15 protein-coding genes are annotated in these 15,062 nt (G+C 73.3%); 9 read left to right on the forward strand and 6 right to left on the reverse strand.

Annotation, left to right across the window (positions count from 1 at the left end; translation table 11 throughout):
* Nucleotides 1–67 precede the first annotated feature (67 nt).
* Entirely contained in the window at nt 68–844 is a 777-nt protein-coding gene (locus ACF09K_RS23860; protein ID WP_392246488.1) for an amino acid ABC transporter ATP-binding protein, read from the reverse strand.
* Between the two features lie 324 nt (nt 845–1,168).
* Between ACF09K_RS23860 and ACF09K_RS23865 the strand changes: the two genes are divergently transcribed.
* On the forward strand, nt 1,169–1,852 hold the full coding sequence (locus tag ACF09K_RS23865; protein WP_392246490.1) for a response regulator transcription factor: 684 nt from the start codon (nt 1,169–1,171) through the stop codon (nt 1,850–1,852).
* Between the two features lie 9 nt (nt 1,853–1,861).
* Entirely contained in the window at nt 1,862–3,274 is a 1,413-nt protein-coding gene (locus ACF09K_RS23870; RefSeq protein WP_392246492.1) for an ATP-binding protein, read from the forward strand.
* Between the two features lie 212 nt (nt 3,275–3,486).
* Here ACF09K_RS23870 and ACF09K_RS23875 read toward each other — a convergent pair whose 3' ends face one another.
* Complete coding sequence (locus ACF09K_RS23875) at nt 3,487–4,485, reverse strand: TAXI family TRAP transporter solute-binding subunit (protein WP_392246494.1); 999 nt, start codon at nt 4,483–4,485, stop codon at nt 3,487–3,489.
* 100 nt (nt 4,486–4,585) lie between these two features.
* Between ACF09K_RS23875 and ACF09K_RS23880 the strand changes: the two genes are divergently transcribed.
* On the forward strand, nt 4,586–4,993 hold the full coding sequence (locus ACF09K_RS23880; protein ID WP_392246496.1) for a MazG nucleotide pyrophosphohydrolase domain-containing protein: 408 nt from the start codon (nt 4,586–4,588) through the stop codon (nt 4,991–4,993).
* A 211-nt stretch (nt 4,994–5,204) separates the two neighbouring features.
* On the opposite strand, the gene ACF09K_RS23885 is transcribed toward ACF09K_RS23880, so the two are convergent.
* Both ACF09K_RS23885 and ACF09K_RS23890 read right to left on the reverse strand, forming a co-directional pair.
* Nucleotides 5,205–6,431, reverse strand: a complete 1,227-nt coding sequence (locus ACF09K_RS23885) for a cation:proton antiporter (RefSeq protein WP_392246498.1) — start codon at nt 6,429–6,431, stop codon at nt 5,205–5,207.
* A 4-nt stretch (nt 6,432–6,435) separates the two neighbouring features.
* Complete coding sequence (locus ACF09K_RS23890) at nt 6,436–6,921, reverse strand: cation:proton antiporter regulatory subunit (RefSeq protein WP_392246500.1); 486 nt, start codon at nt 6,919–6,921, stop codon at nt 6,436–6,438.
* Nucleotides 6,922–7,255: 334 nt separating this feature from the next.
* Between ACF09K_RS23890 and ACF09K_RS23895 the strand changes: the two genes are divergently transcribed.
* From ACF09K_RS23895 to ACF09K_RS23920, 6 genes are all read left to right on the forward strand, one after another.
* Nucleotides 7,256–8,278: a sensor histidine kinase gene (locus ACF09K_RS23895; RefSeq protein ID WP_392246502.1), complete on the forward strand. Its 1,023-nt coding sequence runs from the start codon at nt 7,256–7,258 to the stop codon at nt 8,276–8,278.
* A 76-nt stretch (nt 8,279–8,354) separates the two neighbouring features.
* Nucleotides 8,355–9,035 carry a response regulator gene (locus tag ACF09K_RS23900; RefSeq protein ID WP_392246504.1) on the forward strand — a complete coding sequence of 227 codons (681 nt, stop codon included), beginning with the start codon at nt 8,355–8,357 and terminating at the stop codon, nt 9,033–9,035.
* 301 nt (nt 9,036–9,336) lie between these two features.
* On the forward strand, nt 9,337–9,630 hold the full coding sequence (locus ACF09K_RS23905; protein ID WP_392246506.1) for a hypothetical protein: 294 nt from the start codon (nt 9,337–9,339) through the stop codon (nt 9,628–9,630).
* A gap of 144 nt (nt 9,631–9,774) precedes the next feature.
* Nucleotides 9,775–11,556: a M28 family peptidase gene (locus ACF09K_RS23910; protein WP_392246508.1), complete on the forward strand. Its 1,782-nt coding sequence runs from the start codon at nt 9,775–9,777 to the stop codon at nt 11,554–11,556.
* 363 nt (nt 11,557–11,919) lie between these two features.
* Nucleotides 11,920–13,449 carry a tRNA (N6-isopentenyl adenosine(37)-C2)-methylthiotransferase MiaB gene (gene miaB / locus ACF09K_RS23915; protein WP_392246510.1) on the forward strand — a complete coding sequence of 510 codons (1,530 nt, stop codon included), beginning with the start codon at nt 11,920–11,922 and terminating at the stop codon, nt 13,447–13,449.
* 122 nt (nt 13,450–13,571) lie between these two features.
* On the forward strand, nt 13,572–14,288 hold the full coding sequence (locus ACF09K_RS23920) for a class III extradiol dioxygenase subunit B-like domain-containing protein (protein ID WP_392246512.1): 717 nt from the start codon (nt 13,572–13,574) through the stop codon (nt 14,286–14,288).
* A gap of 135 nt (nt 14,289–14,423) precedes the next feature.
* Here ACF09K_RS23920 and ACF09K_RS23925 read toward each other — a convergent pair whose 3' ends face one another.
* Nucleotides 14,424–14,705 (reverse strand): antitoxin, encoded by a 282-nt coding sequence (locus ACF09K_RS23925; protein ID WP_392246513.1) that lies wholly within the window; start codon nt 14,703–14,705, stop codon nt 14,424–14,426.
* Nucleotides 14,706–14,729: 24 nt separating this feature from the next.
* On the reverse strand, nt 14,730–15,017 hold the full coding sequence (locus ACF09K_RS23930) for a hypothetical protein (protein WP_392246515.1): 288 nt from the start codon (nt 15,015–15,017) through the stop codon (nt 14,730–14,732).
* Between the last annotated feature and the right edge of the window lie 45 nt (nt 15,018–15,062).

Consider the following 15,062-nt stretch of genomic DNA (forward strand, 5'->3'; position numbering starts at 1 on the left):
GGTGAAGAAGGGGACGTGCGAGCCGTCGGGAGGCGGGTGACGTGGGTCGCGGGCGCGCGGGGCGCGGTCAGTGATGCAGGATCTTGGACAGGAAGTCCTTGGCGCGGTCGCTGCGCGGATTGCTGAAGAACTGGTCCGGCGAAGCCTGCTCGACGATGCGGCCGTCCGCCATGAACACCACGCGGTTCGCGGCCGATCGTGCGAAGCCCATCTCGTGGGTGACGACGATCATGGTCATGCCGTCCCGGGCGAGCTGCTGCATGACCTCCAGCACCTCGTTGATCATCTCCGGGTCCAGGGCGGAGGTCGGCTCGTCGAAGAGCATCACCTTGGGGTTCATGGCCAGGGCGCGCGCGATGGCGACGCGCTGCTGCTGGCCGCCGGAGAGCTGGGCGGGGTACTTGTCGGCCTGGCTGGCCACGCCGACGCGGTCGAGCAGGGCGCGCGCGTTCTCCTCGGCCTTCTTCTTGTCGGCCTTGCGGACCTTGACCTGGCCCAGCATCACGTTCTGCAGCACGGTCTTGTGCGCGAACAGGTTGAACGACTGGAAGACCATGCCGACGTCGGCGCGCAGCCGGGCCAGCTCCCTGCCCTCCTGGGGCAGCGGCTTCCCGTCGATCGTGATCGCGCCCTCGTCGATCGTCTCCAGGCGGTTGATGGTGCGGCACAGCGTGGACTTACCGGACCCGGAGGGTCCGATGACCACGACGACCTCACCGCGCTCGACGGTCAGATCGATGTCCTGGAGAACGTGCAACGCGCCGAAATGCTTGTTGACGCTCTTCAGGACGACCAGTTCGCCGGGTGCGGCCGCGTCCACCTTGGCCACCGATACTTCGGTCATCGCTTTCGGGCTCCGTCCTCCTCGGTTTCGGAGGACAGTAGTGACCACGCGCGACCAGCGTCATTACATCTGAGGGGAATCTGAGCATCACGATCCGATAGCAATCGGACACGTGTCGTAGCGCGGGGGCCCGGGACCGTATCGGGCGGATAACGGAAGTCCCGCGCAACCGGAACCCTCTTGACGTCGTCCTCGTCCATCAGCGTGACTGCCATCGTGCACGCGCGCGTGCGCCGCGCTTTTCACCCACCGACACCGTACGCCTGGGTCGTACGACTTTGTACAGAACCAGAGGGTACGCCCGATGAACCGGAGGAGGCCGGGATGAGACTGCTGCTCGTCGAGGACGACAACCACGTCGCCGCCGCGCTGTCCGCGGTCCTGAGGCGGCACGGTTTCGACGTCACCCACGCGCGCAGCGGCGAGGAGGCCCTCCAGGCGCTCGTCCCGGAGGGGCCCGGATTCGGGGTCGTCCTGCTCGACCTGGGCCTGCCCGACCAGGACGGCTACGAGGTCTGCGGCAAGATCCGCAAGCGCACCGCCACCCCCGTGATCATGGTGACGGCCCGCTCCGACGTGCGCTCCCGCATCCACGGCCTCAACCTGGGCGCCGACGACTACGTGGTGAAGCCGTACGACACCGGTGAGCTGCTCGCCCGCATCCACGCCGTCAGCCGGCGCACCGTCCCCGAGGACGCGGCGGCCGCGGGGGACGGCGAACTGCTGCTCGGGCCCGTGCACATCGAACTGCCCACCCGGCGCGTCACCGTCGAGGGCGCCGTCGTCCAGCTGACCCGCAAGGAGTTCGACCTGCTGGCGCTGCTCGCCCAGCGTCCCGGCGTGGTCTTCCGGCGGGAGCAGATCATCAGCGAGGTGTGGCGCACCAGCTGGGAGGGGACCGGACGGACCCTGGAGGTGCACGTGGCCTCCCTGCGCGCCAAGCTGCGCATGCCGGCCCTGATCGAGACCGTGCGCGGCGTCGGCTACCGGCTCGTGGCCCCGGCCTAGCGGGGACCGTTGCGCACACGTCTCCTGCCGCTGCTCATCGTCCTGATGGCGGCCGTGCTGCTCGCGCTGGGCGTGCCGCTGGCGGTCAGCGTGGCCGGCGCCGAGCAACAGGACGTGGTCGTCGACCGCATCGACGACACGGCACGCTTCGCCGCCCTCGCCCAGTTCGTCACCGTCCCGGCCGGTCCCTCCGACCCGGTCTCCACGACCACCGACGAGCGGCGCGCGACCCTGATCCGCGAGCTGGCCAACTACTACGACGTCTACGGCATCCGTGCCGGTGTCTTCTACGGCAGCGACACCCCCATGGCCCACGCGCCGAGGGACTGGTACCTCCCCGAGAAGGGCGAGGTGCGGGACGCGTTCGAGGAGGCGCTGCTGAGCCGGCGCAGCCACGACCCCCGGCAGGTGTGGCCCTGGCAGCGCAACCGGCTCGTGGTGGCGTCCCCGGTGATCCGGGACGGCGACGTCGTCGCGGTCGTCGTCACCGACTCGCCCACCGGGGCGATGCGTTCGCGCATCCTGCACGGCTGGCTGGTCGTCGGCGCCGGCGAGATCGCGGCGATGCTGCTCGCCATCGGGGCGGCCCTGCGCCTGACCGGCTGGGTGCTCAGGCCCGTGCGGGTCCTGGACGCCACCACCCACGACATCGCCACCGGCCGCCTGAAGTCCCGGGTCGCGGTCGCGAGCGGTCCGCCGGAACTCAGGAGGCTCGCCCGGTCGTTCAACGAGATGGCGGACAACGTCGAGGACGTGCTGGAACAGCAGCGCGCCTTCGTCGCCGACGCCTCGCACCAGCTGCGCAACCCGCTCGCGGCCCTGCTGCTGCGCATCGAACTGCTCGGTTACGAACTTCCGGAGGGCAACGAGGAGATCGCGTCCGTGCAGAACGAGGGCAGACGCCTCGCCCAGGTCCTGGACGACCTGCTCGACCTGGCCCTGGCCGAACACACCCAGGCCGACCTGCGGGTCACCGACATCGGCGCGCTGACCGCCGAGCGCGTCGCCGCCTGGGCACCCACCGCCGAGGCCAAGGGCGTCCGCCTGACCGGCGACTGCCCGCCCACCACGGCCTGGGCCGACCCGGTCACGCTCTCCAGCGCCCTGGACGCGGTGATCGACAACGCGGTCAAGTTCACGCCGGAGGGCGAGGGCGTCGAGGTGACGGTCGCCGTCGTCGGCGAGACCTCGACCGTCGTCGTCACCGACCACGGTCCCGGCCTCACCGACGAGGAACTCCAGCGCGTCGGCGACCGCTTCTGGCGCAGCGGCCGGCACCAGAACATCAAGGGCTCCGGCCTCGGCCTGTCCATCTCCCGCGCCCTCCTCGCGGCCGGCGGCGGCACGATCGCGTACGACCACCACGAGCCCACCGGGCTGAAGGTGACGGTGTCCGTGCCCAGGACGAGGCCGGTGGGCTGAGACCGGCCCCGCCGGTGGCGGTGGAGCGGTGTCGCTCCCGTGGCCGCTCCCGTGGCCGTGGTGCCGGCCCTCGTGGCGGTGGCGTCCGGTTCCGGTGCCGGTCGCCGCGGCGGCCGGCTGCGGTGCCGGCCGGTTCGGTGCCGGTCCCCGCGGCGGTGGCGGCCGGCCGTGGGGACCGGCACCGCGTCTCCGGCACGGTCCGCGGACGGGCCCTACGGCTTGACGGAGCGGTAATAGCGCCGGGCGCCCTCGTGCAGGGGGAGGGGGTCGGTGTAGATGGCCGTGCGCAGGTCGACCAGCTGGGCGGAGTGCACGTGCCGTCCGATCCCGTCGCGGCTCTTGATCACGGTCCGGGTCAGCCACTCGGTGAGCCTGGGGTCCACGTCCGTGCGGGTCACCAGCAGGTTGGACACCGCGATCGTCGGCACCGTGGAGCCGTTCTGGATGATCGGGTAGGCGGACTCGGGCATGTTGGTGGCCCGGTAGTAGCCCGTCGCGTCGTCCTGCCGGTGCATCTCGGCCACCAGCGCGGCGTCGATCGGCACGAACCGGAAGGTGAAGCCGTCGGCCAGCTTCTCCAGTCCGGCCGTCGGCACCCCGCCGGACCAGAAGAACGCGTCGATCTTCCGCTGCTTCAGCCGCTCCGGGCCGGTGTCGATGCCCTCCGACACGGCCCTGATGTCCTTCGCCGGATCCACGCCCGCGGCCCTGAGGACCCGCTCCGCGATCAGCCGCACCCCCGAACGGGGCAGCCCGGTCGCGACCGTCCGCCCCTTGAGGTCGGCCACGGTCCGCACGTCCGAGTCGCGCGGCACGACCAGCTGCACGTAGTCGTCGTACAGCCGGGCCACCCCGCGCAGCCGGGCGACCGCGTCGGGGTGTTCCCGCTCGTACGTCTCCACCGCGTCGGCCGCGGCGATGGCGAAGTCGGCCTGCCCGGTCGCCACGCGCGCGACGTTCTCCTGCGAACCGTTGCTGGCGGTCAGGTTCACGTCCAGGTCGGGCATGTCCTCGGCCAGCTCGGTGCGCAGTCGGCTGCCGTACTCGTAGTAGACGCCGCTCGTGGTGCCCGTGCTGAGGGTGATGGTGCCGCTCGGCGGGTCCTCGCCCAGGGGCAGCAGCCACCACAGCAGCAGCCCGAGGGCGACGACGGCGGCGGCCGCGCCCTGCACGGCGCGGCGCCTGCCGACGGGAGGGAACACCTTGGACATGCGCGCGATCCTGCCAGGTGGGACGGCGAACTGGCCAGGGCGGGGCACGCCGCGGCGGTGCCGGGCGGGGCGGTCGCCGGTCGTCGTTACAGTCGGTCGCATGAGTTCCTCCCCCGCCGACCTGGTCCGTCAGTTCCACCTCGCCTTCGGCCTCGACGTGCGCGACACGCCCACGCAGGTGTCGGCCGGCCTCGCCGCGCACCGCGGGGAACTGCTCGCCGAAGAGGCCGCCGAGGTGGCCGAGGTGTCGGTGGACGGGCCCTTGGACCGCCTCGCGCACGAACTGGCCGACGTCGTCTACGTGGCGTACGGCACGGCTCTGGTGCACGGGATCGACCTCGACGCGGTGATGGCGGAGGTCCACCGCTCCAACATGACCAAGCTCGGCCCCGACGGGCAGGTCGCCCGCCGGGCGGACGGCAAGGTCCTCAAGGGCGAGCACTACGAGGCACCGGACGTGTCGGCGGTGCTGCGCCGCCAGGGATGGGTCCCCGGCGGCGCCGCCTGACGGCCCCGGGAGGCCGTGGGGCGTCGTCGGCCGGCGGGGCCCCACCGGCCGGCGGGCGGCGGGCACGCCCCGCGGCCGGACGCCGAGGGGCGGTCCTCCGCCCGGCGCCGGGGAGCGCCCTCATGCGGGAACTCCCACGTGAGAGCGGTCGGCGCCCCGCCGCCCGGGTGCCCGGGGCGCGTGCGTGCCCCCGCGCGTGCCGTCCCGCCCCTCAGTCGCCCACCGGCGCCTCCGCCCGCGCCTCGGCCGCCGGCTCCGGCGACGGGAGCCGGCGTGCCTCGCGCAGGCGGGTCCAGCGGGTCGCCAGGGGTTCCGTGTAGCGGGCGGTGAGCGGGCCCACGACGACCAGGATCAGGACGTACGCCGTCGCCAGCGGGCCCAGGGACGGTTCGATGCCGGCGGTGACCGCCAGCCCCGCGATGACGATGGAGAACTCCCCGCGGGCCACCAGGGCGCCGCCCGCGCGCCAGCGGCCCTTGACCGAGATGCCGGCCCGCCGCGCCGCCCAGTGCCCGGTCGCGATCTTCGTCGCGGCGGTCACGACGGCCAGCACCAGGGCGGGCAGCAGCACCGGGGGAATGCTGGCGGGATCGGTGTGCAGCCCGAAGAACACGAAGAACACGGCCGCGAACAGGTCCCGCAGGGGACTCAGCAGGGTGTGCGCGCCCTCCGCCACCTCACCGGACAGCGCGATGCCGACCAGGAACGCGCCGACCGCCGCCGACACCTGGAGCTGCTGCGCCACCCCGGCGACCAGGATCGTCAGCCCCAGGACCACGAGCAGCAGTTTCTCCGGGTCGTCGCTCGAGACGAAACGGGAGATGATCCGGCCGTAGCGCACCGCCGCGAACAGGACGAGTCCCGCCGCGCCCAGCGCGATCGCCAGGGTCACGCTGCCGGCCGCCAGTCCCACGCCGGCCACCAGCGCGGTGACGATCGGCAGGTAGACCGCCATGGCCAGGTCCTCCAGCACCAGGACGCTGAGGATCACCGGCGTCTCCCGGTTGCCGACCCGGCCCAGGTCCCCCAGCACCTTGGCGATCACCCCGGACGAGGAGATCCAGGTGACGCCCGCCAGCACCACCGCCGCCACCGGGCCCCAGCCCAGCAGCAGCGCGGCGGCGGCGCCCGGCAGCGCGTTGAGGGTGAAGTCCACCAGACCGGAGGGGTAGTGCGCCTTGAGGTTGGAGACCAGGTCGCTGGCCGTGTACTCCAGGCCGAGCATGAGCAGCAGCAGGATGACGCCGATCTCGGCGCCGGTGGCCACGAACTCCTCGCTCGCGCCCAGCGGCAGCAGCCCGCCCTCGCCGAAGGCCAGGCCGGCGAGCAGGTAGAGGGGGATCGGCGAGAACCGGAAGCGGGCGGCGAACCGGCCGAGCAGTCCGAGGGCCAGGATGATGGAACCGAACTCGATCAGCAGGACCGCGGAGGAGTGCACCGGTTCACTCCCGACCGAGGATCGCCGCGGCCGCGTCCACGCCCTCGCGGGTGCCGATCACGATGAGGGTGTCGCCGCCCGCCAGCCGGAAGTCCGGCGTCGGCGAGGGGATCGCCTCGGCCCGCCGCAGCACCGCCACGATCGACGCGCCGGTCTCCGTGCGCATCCGGGTGTCGCCCAGCAGCCGCCCGTTCCAGCGGGACGTGGCGGCCACCTCGATGCGCTCGGCGACCAGCCCGAGGCCGGTGGTGTACAGCAGGTTCGCGCTGTGGTGGGACGGCTTCAGCGCGTCGATCAGCGAGCCGGCCTCGGCGCCGGACAGGCGCAGCGACTGGGCGCAGGAGTCCGGGTCGTCGGCCTGGTACACGCTCACCGTCCGGGTCCCGTCGCGGTGGGCCACCACGGACAGGTGGCGCTGCTCCCGCGTCACGAGGTCGTACTGGACGCCGATGCCTGGCAACGGCGTCGTCCGGAGGCGTGGAGCGGACACGGTTTCTTCCCCTTGAGGTCGTGGACGGCGAACGGCGGCGCCGCCGCGGGTGCGGATGTGGCTGCTCCGCGGCACCGTACCGGTGCCGGAAGTGCGCCGATGCGCGGTGCCGGACCGGTCCTCGGGACCGTCGGTCAGCAGTGCGCCGACGCGTCATGCTGCCATCCCGCCGTACGGTGACGACATGGGTGTCGTTACGGATGGACAGGGCCGGCGCAGGACGGAGATGCTGGTCAGGGCGGTGCCATGGGCCCGGACGGGCCGGCCGGACGCGGCCCGGCAGCCGCGGGAGGCCCGGCCGACGACGAGGACCGGGGGAGGAGGAGGCGCGCACGTGTCGTTGTTCTGGCGGATCTTCGCCCTCAACGCCGTCGGCCTGGTGGTGGCCACCGCGCTGCTCCTGGGCCCGGTCACCGTCTCCACGCCCGTCCTGCCGGCCGAGGCGTTCGTCGTCGTGGCGGGACTGGCCTCGCTGCTGGCCGTCAACGCGGTCGTGCTGCGCGTCGGACTGGCCCCGCTCGGGCGGCTGGGCCGGGCCATGGGCGACGTCGACCTGCTGCACCCCGGTGCCCGCGCCGTCGTCTCCGGCCCGGTCGAGACGGCCGAGCTGATCACGACGTACAACGCCATGCTCGACCGGCTGGAATCGGAGCGGGCGACCAGTGCCGCCCGCGCCCTGTCCGCGCAGGAACGCGAGCGCCACCGCATCGCCCGCGAACTGCACGACGAGGTCGGCCAGACCCTCACCGCCGTACTCCTCCAGCTCAAGCGCGTCGCCGACCGGGCCCCCGACGACCTGCGTGACGAGGTGGGACAGGCGCAGGAGGCCACGCGCGCGGGGCTGGACGAGATCCGCCGGATCGCCCGCCGGCTGCGCCCCGGTGTCCTGGACGAGCTCGGACTGGTCAGCGCGCTGCGCTCGCTCGCCGCCGAGTTCACCACCCACGGGCTGACGGTCCGCCCCGACCTGCGGCCCGGCCTGCCCCCGCTGACCGAGGAAACCGAACTGGTGCTCTACCGGGTCGCCCAGGAAGCCCTGACCAACACCGCCCGGCACGCCGGTGCCGACCGCGCCGAACTCCGTCTCCGTCCCGTCGCCGACGGCGTCGAACTCCTCGTACGGGACAACGGCCGGGGACCGGGGCCGACCGCGGGGGAGGGGGCCGGGGTCCTGGGGATGCGGGAGCGGGCGCTGCTGATCGGAGCGACGTTCGGCTTCGGGCCCGGCCTCGGCGGCGGGACCGCCGTCCGCCTGCGGACCACGCCGTCCGCCGCCGCTGTTCCGCCGGTCACCGCGCCGTCCGGCACCGCCGAACCGCCCGCCGCCGTGCCGCCCGCGGGGGGCGGCCTCCGGTGACCGGGGTCCGTCCGTCCCGGCGCGGGGCGTCGCCGCCCAGCCGGCACTCCCGCCCCACCGTCCCCGGAGGCCGCCGATGACCGACGAGTCCGCACCGACCCGACCGACCCGCGTGCTCCTCGCCGACGACCACACTCTCGTGCGCCGCGGAGTGCGGCTCATCCTGGACGGCGAACCCGACCTGACGGTCGTGGCGGAGGCGGGCGACGGGGCCGAGGCGGTCGAGCGGGCCCGCGCGGGGGACATCGACCTGGCCGTCCTGGACGTGGCCATGCCGAGGATGACCGGCCTCCAGGCGGCTCGCGAACTCTCCCGGCGGCTGCCCGGCCTGCGCATCCTGATCCTCACCATGTACGACAACGAGCAGTACTTCTTCGAGGCCCTCAAGGCCGGCGCGGGCGGATACGTGCTGAAGTCCGTCGCCGACCGGGACCTCGTCGAGGCGTGCCGGGCGGCCGTGCGCGACGAGCCGTTCATCTACCCGGGCGCGGAGCGCGCGCTCGTGCGGTCGTACCTCGAACGGCTGCACCGCGGCGCCGGCGTGGACGGCCTGCCCGACCGTCCCATCACCGAGCGCGAGGAGGAGATCCTCAAGCTCGTCGCCGAGGGGCACACCTCCAAGGAGATCGGCGCGCTCCTCTTCATCAGCGCCAAGACCGTCGAACGGCACCGAGCCAACCTCCTCCAGAAGCTCGGCATGCGCGACCGCCTCGAACTCACGCGCTACGCCATCCGGGCGGGCCTGATCGACCCGTGAGCCCGCCCCGGCTCCGACCTCCTGGTTGCGGTTCCGGTTGCGGTCCTGCCCCGGCTCCGATCTCCCGGTTCCGTACCGGCTCCGGCTCCGGCCCCGCCCCGCGTGGGTACGCGCGCTCACGCACCCGCGTGCACGTATAGAAATTGACATGTCCCTAACCAATTGGACGGGGACTCGTACTCGGCCGCAACGATCCGCCTCCCCGCCGCGAACGGAGCACGGCGTTGCGTCCGGCCGGAGCCGCCGTCGCCGCCGCTGCTGCTGTCGTTGCCGCGTCGCTGTCGCCGTCGCCGTCGCCGTGGTGGTCCTGGAGCTCTCGGCGAGCCCCGCGGTCGCCCTCACCCTCGCCGTTCCCGCCGCCGCGGTCCGGGGTGTCGAGCCGCTTCCGGGGCGCGGCGGGCCCCTCGCTCCCGCCGCCGGCGAGGCCGTGACCGGTGGCTCCGGTGAACTGCGGCGCGGCGCCCGCGAAGCCCTCGTCCGCGCGACGGTCATCCCGTTCCCGTTCCCGTTCCCGTTCCCGATCGCGAAACGGATGACCGACTTCCGCCGCCCCGCGCCCCGCATGGCCAACTCCTGCCGAACCGCACCCCATTGACGCGACCCCGCGGCTGCTGCGACCGTCCCCACGACAGGCATGGTCATGTCATAAAAACCGGCTTTCTCTTCCCCGGGAGGAGCCAAAGGCGGCACCCCGTCAGGCCCGCGCCACCTCCCCACCTCCACCACACAAGGAGCCCCGGTGCTACGAAGACTCAGCCTCGCCGGCCTTTCCCTGGCCGTTACCCTGGGACTGGCGTCCCTGCCCGCCGCGTCAGCGGCCGCCTCGTCGTCGGCGAGCGGCCCGACGGCCCGGCTCGACACCGCCGGCACAGCGGCCGGCGCGGCGGCCGCCGGGCTCGCCGCGGCCGCGCCCGACATCGACGTCTCCAAGGTCCAGGCGCACCTGGCCGAGTTCAGCCGCATAGCCACCGCCAACGGCGGCAACCGGCGCTCGACCGGCCAGGGCTACCGCGACTCCCTCGCGTATGTGAAGGGCAAGCTCCAGGGGGCCGGTTACACGGTCACCGAGCAGCCCTGCACCTCGGGCTGCACCACCAACGCCGGACCGAACCTCATCGCCGAGTGGCCGGGCGGCGACGCCTCGAAGGTGTACATGTTCGGCGCCCACCTGGACAGCGTCTCGGCCGGGCCCGGCATCAACGACAACGGGTCCGGCAGCGCCGCGATCCTGGAGACGGCGCTGACCCTCGCCGCGAACAACCCGCAGATGACCAACCGGGTCCGCTTCGCCTGGTGGACCGACGAGGAGCAGGGCCTCAACGGCTCGGACTTCTACGTCCGTTCGCTGACCTCGACGCAGCGCGCGACGATCAAGGCGTACTACAACTTCGACATGATCGCCTCCACCAACGGCGGCTACTTCATCAACCACATCACCTCCACGGCCGCCCAGCCGATGAAGGCCTACTGGGACTCGCTGAACCTCCAGCCGGAGGAGAACACCGAGGGCGCGGGCCGCTCCGACGACTACCCGTTCGAGCAGTACTCCATCCCGACCTCGGGCTACGCGATGGGCGCGAGCGCCCGCAAGACCTCCGCGCAGGCGGCCAAGTGGGGTGGCACGGCGGGCTCCGCGTACGACCCCTGCTACCACCGGTCCTGCGACACCGTCAACAACATCAACGCGACCGGGCTCAACCGTGCCGCGGACGGCATCGCCCACACCCTGTGGACGGCCGCCGTCTCCCAGCAGACGCCGGTCGACGACTTCTCCGTCGCGGCGAGTCCGGCCTCCGGCACCGCCGACCAGGGCACCTCGGTGACCGCCACCGTCGCCACGGCCACCACCAACGGCTCGCCGCAGACGGTGAACCTCTCGGCCTCCGGCGCACCGTCCGGCGTGAACGTCTCCTTCAGCCCGGCCTCGCTCACCTCGGGCCAGTCGTCCACGGCGACGTTCACGGTGGGCTCGTCGGTCGCCCCGGGCACGTACCCGATCACCCTCACCGGCAGCGGTGCCGTCACCCGCACCGCCACGTACACGCTGACGGTCAGGGGCACCGGCACCTGCCAGCCCGGCCAGCTCGTGGGCAACGGCGGCTTCGAGAGCGGGACCTCGCCGTGGACCGGTGACACCGGGGCGATCGGCGCCCACTCCGGCCAGTCCGCGCACAGCGGCACGCGCTTCGCCTGGCTGGGCGGTTACGGCAGCACCGGGTCCGACAGCCTGAGCCAGACGGTGACGGTGCCCTCCGGGTGCGCCAAGGCCACCCTGACGTACTGGCTGCACATCGACACGGACGAATCCGGCAGCACGGTCTACGACCGGTTCACGGTCAAGGCGGGCACCACCACGCTGGCCACCCTGTCCAACGCCGACGCGGCGAGCGGCTACGTCCAGCGGACCCTGGACCTGAGCCCCTACGTGGGCCGGCAGGTCACGCTGTCGTTCACCTCGACCGAGGACGCCAGCCTCCAGACCAGTTTCGTGCTGGACGACGTGAGCGTGCAGACCGGCTGACACCGGGCCGTCCGGCACCGGGCTGGCTGACACGGGGACCGTCGGGCACCGGGCCGTCGGGCACCGGGCCGTCGGGCACCGTCGGCGGGAGCGTACGGGCCTTCGGGTCCGCCCGCCCCGCCGTGGTGCCGGACGGTGCCGGGAGACGGCGGCCCCGCCGGTGAGGCGCCGTCCTCCTCGCTCCGGGCCAGTTCCCCGGGAACCGCCGTCCGCCACGGCCGTGCCACGAGGCGCCCCGCGTCCGGATCAGGCACGGTCACGGTGCCGCCGCCAGGAGGGGCGTCCGAGGACGGCGACCGGTGCGCCCGGCCCGCGCAGGAGCGCCGGGCGAGGCGCACCGCGGGGCCGTCTAACCTTGAAGGCATGACCAGCAGCAGCGACCGGAGCCTCGCAGTGGACGTTCCCGCACCCAAGAGCTACGAGATCCGCACCTACGGGTGCCAGATGAACGTCCACGACTCCGAGCGGTTGTCCGGGCTGCTCGAGGACGCCGGCTACGTGCGCGCCCCCGAGGGGTCGGACGGCGACGCGGACGTCGTCGTCTTCAACACGTGCGCCGTACGCGAGAACGCCGACAACCGGCTGTACGGCAACCTCGGCCGCCTCGCGCCGCGGAAGGCCTCGCGGCCCGGCATGCAGATCGCGGTCGGCGGCTGCCTGGCCCAGAAGGACCGCGACACCATCGTGAAGAAGGCCCCCTGGGTCGACGTCGTCTTCGGCACCCACAACATCGGCAAGCTCCCTGTCCTGCTGGAACGCGCGCGCGTGCAGGAGGAGGCGCAGGTCGAGATCGCCGAGTCCCTGGAGGCGTTCCCCTCGACGCTGCCCACGCGCCGTGAGAGCGCGTACGCCGCATGGGTGTCCATCTCCGTCGGCTGCAACAACACCTGCACGTTCTGCATCGTCCCGGCCCTGCGCGGCAAGGAGAAGGACCGCCGCACCGGCGACATCCTCGCCGAGATCGACGCCCTGGTGGGCGAGGGCGTCAGCGAGATCACGCTGCTCGGCCAGAACGTCAACGCCTACGGTTCCGACATCGGCGACCGGGAGGCCTTCAGCAAGCTGCTGCGCGCGTGCGGGACGGTCGAGGGCCTCGAACGCGTGCGGTTCACCTCGCCGCACCCGCGCGACTTCACCGACGACGTCATCGCCGCCATGGCCGAGACGCCGAACGTGATGCCGCAGCTGCACATGCCGCTCCAGTCCGGCTCGGACACCGTCCTGAAGGCGATGCGCCGCTCCTACCGCCAGGAGCGCTACCTCGGGATCATCGAGAAGGTCCGCGCGGCCATCCCGCACGCCGCGATCACCACCGACATCATCGTGGGCTTCCCCGGCGAGACCGAGGAGGACTTCGAGGAGACCCTGCACGTGGTGCGCGAGGCCCGGTTCGCCCAGGCCTTCACCTTTCAGTACTCCAAGCGGCCCGGCACCCCGGCCGCCACCATGGAGGACCAGATCCCCAAGGAGGTCGTCCAGGCGCGCTACGAGCGTCTCGTCGCCCTCCAGGAGGAGATCTCCTGGGAGGAGAACAAGAAGCAGGTCGGCCGCACCCTGGAGCTGATGGTCGCCGAGGGTGAGGGCCGCAAGGACGGCGCCACCCACCGCCTCTCCGGCCGCGCCCCCGACAACCGCCTGGTCCACTTCACCAAGCCCGACCGGGAGGTCCGCCCCGGCGACGTCGTCACGGTCGAGATCACCTACGCCGCCCCGCACCACCTCCTCGCCGAGGGCGCCGTCCTCGACGTGCGCCGCACGCGCGCGGGTGACGCCTGGGAGAAGCGCACCGCGGAGAAGGCGGCCGCGCCGGCCGGCGTCATGCTGGGCCTGCCGAAGGTCGGCGCCCCCGCGCCGCTCCCGGTGGCGAGCGGCAGCGGCTGCGGCTGCGACTGACCGGCACCGGCACAGGCCCCGGCACCGGCCTCGCCCCATAGACCCGCCCGCCCCGCACCCCGCGCGCGTACGCCGATACCGGCGCGCGCGGGGCCGGCGGCTCGGGGGTTACCCTGCCGATCATGCTTGTCGCCGCCGCAGTCTGCCCCTGTCCGCCCCTGCTCGTGCCCGAGGTGGCCGCGGGCGCCGCACCCGAGCTGGACGCCGCGCGCACCGCCTGCTCGGACGCGCTGTCGGTGCTCGCCGCCGCCCGGCCCGACCGCCTCGTGGTGATCGGCCCCGCGGGGGAGGACGGGCAGGGCGCGTACCCCGCGGGCACGCCGGGCTCCTTCCGCGGCTTCGGCGTGGATCTCGCCGTACGGCTCGGCGGGGCCGGCACGGAGGCGGCGGCCGAGCGCGACCTGCCGCCCTCCCTCGCCGTGGGCGCCTGGCTGCTGCAGCGGGCCGGCTGGTCGGGCACCCCGGTCGAGGGGCTCGGCGTGGGGGAGTCCCTCACGCCCGGCCGATGCGCCGGGACCGGCCGGGAGATCGCCGCCCGGCCCGGCCGGACCGCGCTGCTCGTGATGGGCGACGCGAGCGCCTGCCGCACGCTGAAGGCGCCGGGCTACCTCGACGAGCGGGCGGCCCCTTTCGACGCCGAGGCCGGGCGGGCGCTCGGCGCCGCCGACGTCGCGGCCCTGGAGGCCCTCGACGCCGGACTGGCCCGTGAGCTGAAGGCGGCCGGACGGGCCCCGTGGCAGGTGCTCGCGGGCGCGGCGCGGGACGCCGGCCTGTCCGGCACCCTGCTCTACGAGGACGCGCCGTACGGCGTCGGGTACGTGGTCGCGGCCTGGTCGTAGCCCCGGCCGCGACCGGCGCCGGCGTCCGGGGAACGGCGGACGGCCGGGTGCGCGCACGCGGATGCGCGCGTGGACCGCGACCGTCCGTCCGCCTGCGCGTCCGTCCGTCTTCGCCGTGCCGCCGCCGACCGTCGTTCAGGACGTCGGCGGGGGCGTCGGTGGAGGCGTGCCGGGGGGCGTGAACGTGTCGCCGCCCGCCCCCGGCTCGTCCTTGTGGGCGAGCCGGTCCACCGCGCCCTTGGCCTTGCCGGTGCCCGACTGGATCTTGCCCGAGTACTTGCCCTTCGTCTTCTCGTCGACGACGTGGGCGGCCTTGTCGATCCCGTGATGAATCCTGTCCCCGTGCTGGTGCGCGAGGCCGGACACCTTGTCCTTGGCAGGGCTGAGCCTGGCCTTCAGGTGGTGCAAAAGACCCATGGGTCACCTTCTCTGGCGGGTCCGTCAGGTGCGGGCGCTCTCGCCGGCCTCACGGTCGGCGGCCTCGCCGGACGACTGCTGTCGCGGGATACCGGCAGCGTCCTCGGCGGATTTCTCCGCCCCGGTGCCGCCCCCGGACGAACCGGCCGGTGCGCCGGCGGCCGCCGTCTCCCGCGCGGCCGTCTCCCGCGCGGTCGCTTCCTTCGTGACGGTCTCTTCCGCGGCCGTCTCCTCCTCGGCCGTCCCGTCCGTGACCGCTTCCTCCGCGGCCGCCTGCCGTGCGGCCTTCGACCTACGGAAAAGCCGTGCCATAACGCCCATATTCACTCCATACGGTACTCGTGCGAGCGAAATCCC

The sequence above is a fragment of the Streptomyces sp. NPDC014882 genome, from assembly GCF_043081325.1.
Taxonomy (GTDB): domain Bacteria; phylum Actinomycetota; class Actinomycetes; order Streptomycetales; family Streptomycetaceae; genus Streptomyces.